Here is a 6,501-nt window from a genome sequence, read left to right as displayed (position 1 = left end):
ATGGAAAGAGATCGAACTTGATTTGTTTCGAGCCTTGCAAAACGCCTTCGCCGAGCTGTTTACGGCTCTGTTTGTTGGAGGACATCGACCGGCAATTGGCAGAGAATCGAGATAAGCGCCGATACCACTTGAAAGACAAACGACGCACCACGATTCAAACCCTGTTTGGCGAAGTCACCTTTGAGCGGAACTACTATTTAGACCGGGAACAAAACCGTTACACGTTTTTGCTTGATTCCTTTTTAGCGTTTGATGGATCGCAGTCAATCAGCCCTTGTCTAGAAGAAACGGCGGTGGGATTGGCGGTGGAGTGCTCTTCCTATCGCAAAGCGGCTCGTACGCTTGCTCAGATGGTCGGGTATCCGGTGATGAGCCTGAAACGGGAAGCCAGCAGCTGAATTACGCAGGAATTCAATATCCCAACATTCATCAAAAGCACCAATTTATCAAGCGCTACAAGCATTGAAAGGAATTTGAACAAGTAGGGAAGCACACACAAACAGGATAAGAGAATCAGAAAACGATTACAAAATATACCTAAAAAATCAAAACCTCAAAAAAATCTCCCACAAAATCTTGACTCAACCGTATCATCGTTTTAGACAATAAAACGATAGGTCGATTCCCAACCGCTGCATCGATAAACAGTTCTTCCGACAAATGCGATATGCTCGTCTACATTCGAAAAAAAGCATGCCAACCTCTTGAAAAACAAACAAAGAGCCACCCTACGGCTCTCTGTTTTACAAATTTCAGCGATCAAAGAAACTTAATTTCGAATAAGGTAATCAAATGCACTTAAGGCTGCGGTAGCGCCTGACCCCATTGAAATAATGATCTGCTTATACGCGCTATCCGTGCAGTCACCTGCAGCAAACACTCCAGGGATGTTCGTAGCGCCATGCTTATCGACGATAATTTCGCCGAAGCGATTGCGTTCAATCGTTCCATCTAACCAGTCCGTATTTGGCACTAAGCCGATCTGAACAAATACCCCTTGCAATTCAATATGATGTTCCTCTCCGGTCGCCCGGTCGATATAAGTGATGCCATTTACTTTGTCCGTACCGGTAATTTCTTTTGTTTGCACGTTCTTTAAAACCGTTACGTTAGGCAGGCTATAAAGGCGCTCTTGTAAAACAGCATCGGCTTTCAGCTCCGGCATAAACTCAAGAACGGTGACATGCTTTGCAATGCCTGCAAGATCAATGGCTGCCTCAATACCGGAATTGCCGCCACCAATGACCGCAACATGTTTTCCTTCAAACAACGGACCATCGCAATGTGGGCAGTATGCGACCCCTTTGTTCTTAAACTCCGCCTCGCCTGGTACGCCAAGGTTGCGCCAGCGAGCCCCTGTTGCGATAATAACCGTCTTGCTTTTTAACACGGCGCCATTTTCAAGTTCGATTTCAATAAGATCTTTCTTTTCCAAGCGTTTGGCACGCTGTAAATTCATAATATCAATATCGTACTGTTTGACATGCTCTTCAAGGCTTGCTGCAAGCTTAGGGCCTTCCGTATATTTCACACTGATAAAGTTTTCAATGCCTAATGTATCCAATATTTGACCGCCAAAACGTTCCGCAACAATGCCTGTACGAACGCCTTTACGCGCCGCATAAATCGCTGCAGCTGCTCCGGCTGGTCCCCCACCGACAACCAGTACATCAAATGGTTCTTTTTCAGCGAAATGTGATGCGTCCAAAGTATTCCCCATCTTCGCCAAAATTTCCTCCAACGACATCCGGCCGCTACCAAAGAGCTCTCCATTTAGGAATACTGTTGGAACTGCCATAATTCCTTTTCTTTCCGCTTCTTCCTTAAAGGCTGCGCCATCGATCATCGTATGCGAAATGCCCGTGTTCAGGACGCTCATCAAGTTCAACGCTTGAACCACCTCAGGACAATTATGGCATGTCAAACTCACGTAAGTTTCGAAGTGATAGGTGCCTTTTATGCTTTTAATTCGGTCAATCACGTTCTGATCAACCTTTGGCGGTCTTCCGCTTACTTGAAGCAGAGCAAGCACTAAGGAGGTAAACTCATGCCCTAAAGGAACACCAGCGAATGTTATACCAGTATCTTCGCCGATACGATTAACACTAAAGCTTGGCGTTCTTTGCAACTGCGTTTTCTCTACTTTAATTTTTGGTGACATTGCGGCCAATTCATCGACTAAAGCAAGCATATCGCGGGAAACTTGATCGTCTCCCGCGCTCACTTTTAGAACAATGTCATTTTCCATCAATTGTAGATATTGGGCTAATTGCGCTTTTATCTCGGCATCCAATATCATGGTGTTACCTCCTTAAATTTTCCCTACAAGATCAAGGCTCGGTTTAAGCGTTTCAGCCCCTTCTTGCCATTTCGCTGGACAAACTTCGCCTGGATGGTTGCGGACGTATTGTGCCGCTTTAATTTTGTTAATAAGCGTGCTTGCATCACGGCCGATACCGTCAGCATTAATTTCCACCGCTTGGATGACACCGTCTGGATCGATGATGAACGTACCGCGCTGTGCAAGACCTTCCTCTTCATCAAGCACATCAAACATGCGACATAGCTTTTGAGAAGGGTCGCCGATCATAATGTACTCGATTTTGCTGATTGTTGGAGACGTATCGTGCCATGCTTTATGTGTAAAATGTGTATCTGTTGAAACAGAATACACTTCAACGCCAAGCTCTTTTAAAGTCGCGTAGTTATTTTGCAAATCTTCAAGCTCCGTAGGACATACGAATGTAAAGTCAGCTGGATAGAAGCAAACTACACTCCATTTGCCTTGAAAGTCTTGTTCCGTAACTTCAATAAACTTCCCATTATGATACGCTTTTGCACGGAATGGTTGTACTTTTTTTCCAATTAGAGACATCTTTCATCTACCTCCTGAAAATAGTGTTGGAATGATCAATAGCCTAATTAAATCATTAATTAAATTATAATAATTTTAATTCTATATTTATTATCATGTAGTAGTATCTATTTGTCAATAGATATGATTTAATTTTTTTATTTTGGTTGAGTGCAATCTCCATATGGAATGCTTCTTTGTGATCCGCGTCCCTTCTTAGTATGGCAGGCGCCTATCACGAATAAACTGGTAAATATCCTCTAACCGTACTTCTTTTCTTATTAACGGCAAGTTCATCAGCATGACACCAGTGTTAAAGTATCCTTTTGCATTCGGGGTTTTCAGCCTCAGCTTGTTAAATAAATTCGCTACTTTCGTGGAATGGGTATGCTCCGCGGCAATAAACATATTTCCTTCAAAATCCATATCATACAAATCATCGATCGGATTAATCGCAACAATGTCTGGATCAAGATATAAAGCGCGATCCAATTCTTGCGGCAAAAACTGATGAGCAGCAAGCCGATAATACATTTCTGAAGTATAATGACGAAATACAGGGGCATCGGCGAACAAAGCTGGATCTAAATAAATCGGCACAAGCTGATGCTCTTGCGCCTCTCTACAAACTGTTTTAATAATTCGCTTTCTATCTCAGGAATGCGGGAATACAATAAATAAAACGTAAATGGCCGATTGTTATTGCGAAACAAAGAATTCATCAACATTTTGAGCGGTGGAAGGTAATTGACGTCTAACGTCACGAGAACATGAAACATTCATTATCACATCCTTGCCCATCATCAGTAAAAATAGACCATTCCCTCCTTACAATGTATTATATAAATATCGCTTGATGTTTCTTCTTTTTCATGGTTTCCGGTAAATTTTTTAGTAACGCAAAGGAAACGCGTTTGATGCTTATGTGCAAGACATCACTCAATAGGCTAAAATAGCTATCCGATGAAGAGGCAATTCCCTTATGGATAAAAAATAAAAAAGCAGCTATAGGCTGCCAGCTAGTACATTAGCCACGGTGCGGACGGGAAAATCGTCGAAATAGTTTCATGATCAACAAAGATATCACCGAAGCCAGCACGGCAGATATAAACAGCATGCCAAAGTTTGGTCCGACAAATTGCACTTCCGCTGGCGCCTGCGCGGCTTCTAACCATTGTTTTGCCGGATCAGGCGTATACAGCCACGTCAAGACAATTCCAGAACCTATTTGAATCGCCATAAAAATAAACAGAAAACTAAACAAAAATACAATATATTTTTTCATTCTGTCCCTCCTTCCTTTCATTACGTTTATACGAAGTTTGTTTTTAAAAGTTTCGTGTTTCTTCCAAAAAAGAAACAGCAGCTTTTCCGCTGCTGTTTTATCATCCGTGAACGGCCGCAAACCCTGGCTCACCGTCAAATAAGTAAAGATTTTCTGTTTTAATGCAATCAAATCCAGCCGCAACAAGCTGGTTGTATAATTCGACAATCTGCCGATGTTCGATTGTTTCGCCAGGTTCTGCGTGGAAACGGCAGCGCCAATGGTCGGTGCAGAACGTTTCCAGAAGCCCTCCTGGATATACCTTCACTCCGCGGTTTGTAATAACCCGAAGCTTGAGATTGCCTACTTTAAATTGCTCCAACGCTTTGCCGAGTTCTTCCGCCGTCCCTTTATCCCAGTCAAGGAAAATGTCCACGCCAAATAATTCTTTCTTTTGTTTTTGCCGCGGTTTTAGCACCGCGTGAAGCTTTGGCGCTTCTTTATAAGAAACTGGAGAAAGTTTTTCCGGAAGCTGGCCAAGACGGTCGATGACCGCTTGGGCAAACTCTTTTGTTCCCACTTGCTGTTTGCTGATTCCTTCGCGGTAAATGTCAAACGTATGGATGCCATCTTCAATGGTTTTTAGCCAAGCGTTATGCACGCGCGACGCTACTTCCGGCTGGCCGATATGCTGCAGCATCATCACCGCTGCTAAAAGCAATCCGGATGGATTGGCAAGGTTTTTCCCGGCAAGCGGCGGCGCCGATCCGTGAACCGCTTCAAACATCGCACATTGATCACCGATGTTCGCCGAACCTCCAAGCCCGACAGAACCAGAAATTTGCGCCGCAATATCGGACATAATATCGCCATATAAGTTTGGCATGACAATGACATCAAATTCTTCTGGGCTATTCGCTAGTTTTGCCGCGCCGATATCGACAATCCATGTTTCTTTTTCAATATCCGGATACTCTTTGCCGATTTCGTCAAACATGCGGTGGAAAATGCCGTCTGTCAGTTTCATAATGTTGTCTTTCACAAAACAGGTCACTTTTTTGCGGCCGTAGCTGCGCGCATATTCGAACGCATAGCGGATCACTTTTTCCGAGCCAGGCTGGGTAATCAATTTCAAGCATTGATATACTTGTTCCGTTTGGCGATGCTCGATGCCGGCGTACAAGTCTTCTTCATTTTCACGAATAATAACGACATCCATATTTGGATGTTTCGTTTCGACAAACGGATAATACGCTACAGCCGGCCGGACATTTGCGTAAAGACCAAGCGCCTTGCGAATCGTTACGTTTAAGCTTTTATACCCTCCGCCTTGCGGTGTCGTAATCGGTGCTTTTAAAAATACTTTCGTTCTTCTTAACGAATCCCATGCACTCTCCTCTAGACCAGTCGTTCCGCCGCGAAGATACACTTTTTCGCCGATTTCAATCGTTTCAATATCTAATTGTGCGCCAGCAGCATCTAAAATTTTTAGCGTCGCATCCATAATTTCAGGACCGATACCATCTCCGTACGCAACTGTAATCGGTGTTTTGCTCATGCGAATCCTCCCTTTGTTGTCTTTGTCGTTATAAAGTGATCTATTATACAACCCACTACTATGTAGCAGCGGAAGACCACTCTCTATCCCGCAACCGTTTAGTCTCCATGTGTATGTACCCAACAGAAATGGCCGATGTCATAATCATCCATATATGATAATAACAAAATATTATTAAAATTTCCTTAAAAAATTTAAATTTTTCCCTATACACAAATATTGACCTATTAGCCATCTCATAAACAAAGCAACAGACCATCGCATTTTTACATAATAATGTGAAGATGTGGCCATGTATAACGATTCGCATTCAAGCAACCGGCATAATATCAGTAAATTTTTTATTGCATACAAATATAATTTTACCATTTTTCTAGTATCCATATTTTTTATTTCTCCACGATCATTTCTTTCCCATTCACTGTTATTCATTACCTTTTATGCTATAGTTAATATAAATACCGTTAACTTCCAATATGTAAACTGCTTCAGCGGCAAATATTATATGATTTAAACACGATTGGGGGAAAATGAATGATCAAAAGAGGAATGGTGTCATTTTTCATCATCATGATTAGTTCCATTTTATTATCTTCCTGCAGTGAAAAACCTTCACCGCATGATGCATTGCAAAAATATACGAAATTGTGGACAAACCAACAATTTGAAGACATGTATGCGATGCTATCTAAACAAGCAAAACAAAACATATCAAAGGAAAATTTTATAAATCGCTATAAAAAAATTTATAAAGACCCGTGGTGCTAGATAAACTTGATCAAGCATAAAAATAGCCCTTGCTGGCGGATCTCCAGTAGAATGAAA

General features: G+C 42.2%; 5 protein-coding genes and 2 pseudogenes. 2 read left to right on the top strand and 5 right to left on the bottom strand.

The window, feature by feature from the left end:
- Window positions 1–374, top strand: a pseudogene (locus DCC82_RS04705) (UPF0236 family transposase-like protein); the annotation flags it as partial.
- A 395-nt stretch (window positions 375–769) separates the two neighbouring features.
- Here the strand turns inward: DCC82_RS04705 and ahpF are convergent.
- From ahpF to DCC82_RS04680, 5 genes and pseudogenes are all read right to left on the bottom strand, one after another.
- Window positions 770–2,299: an alkyl hydroperoxide reductase subunit F gene (gene ahpF / locus DCC82_RS04700; protein WP_062677542.1), complete on the bottom strand. Its 1,530-nt coding sequence runs from the start codon at window positions 2,297–2,299 to the stop codon at window positions 770–772.
- 12 nt (window positions 2,300–2,311) lie between these two features.
- Complete coding sequence (ahpC, locus tag DCC82_RS04695; protein WP_012749173.1) at window positions 2,312–2,875, bottom strand: alkyl hydroperoxide reductase subunit C; 564 nt, start codon at window positions 2,873–2,875, stop codon at window positions 2,312–2,314.
- A gap of 207 nt (window positions 2,876–3,082) precedes the next feature.
- Window positions 3,083–3,633 (bottom strand): annotated as a pseudogene (locus tag DCC82_RS04690) (glycosyltransferase family 8 protein); the annotation flags it as partial.
- A 248-nt stretch (window positions 3,634–3,881) separates the two neighbouring features.
- Entirely contained in the window at window positions 3,882–4,139 is a 258-nt protein-coding gene (locus DCC82_RS04685) for a hypothetical protein (protein ID WP_097354113.1), read from the bottom strand.
- Between the two features lie 100 nt (window positions 4,140–4,239).
- Window positions 4,240–5,676, bottom strand: coding sequence for an NADP-dependent isocitrate dehydrogenase (locus DCC82_RS04680; protein ID WP_012749171.1), 1,437 nt, complete (start codon window positions 5,674–5,676; stop codon window positions 4,240–4,242).
- Window positions 5,677–6,210: 534 nt separating this feature from the next.
- Here DCC82_RS04680 and DCC82_RS04675 point away from each other — a divergent pair.
- On the top strand, window positions 6,211–6,444 hold the full coding sequence (locus tag DCC82_RS04675; RefSeq protein ID WP_097354112.1) for an NTF2-like N-terminal transpeptidase domain-containing protein: 234 nt from the start codon (window positions 6,211–6,213) through the stop codon (window positions 6,442–6,444).
- Window positions 6,445–6,501: the final 57 nt, after the last annotated feature.

Origin of the sequence: Geobacillus sp. LYN3 (assembly GCF_003064505.1) — a bacterium.
GTDB lineage: Bacteria > Bacillota > Bacilli > Bacillales > Anoxybacillaceae > Parageobacillus_B > Parageobacillus_B toebii.
The sequence above is the reverse complement of the archived record's forward strand: the minus strand, read 5'-3'. Positions and strand labels throughout refer to the sequence as shown.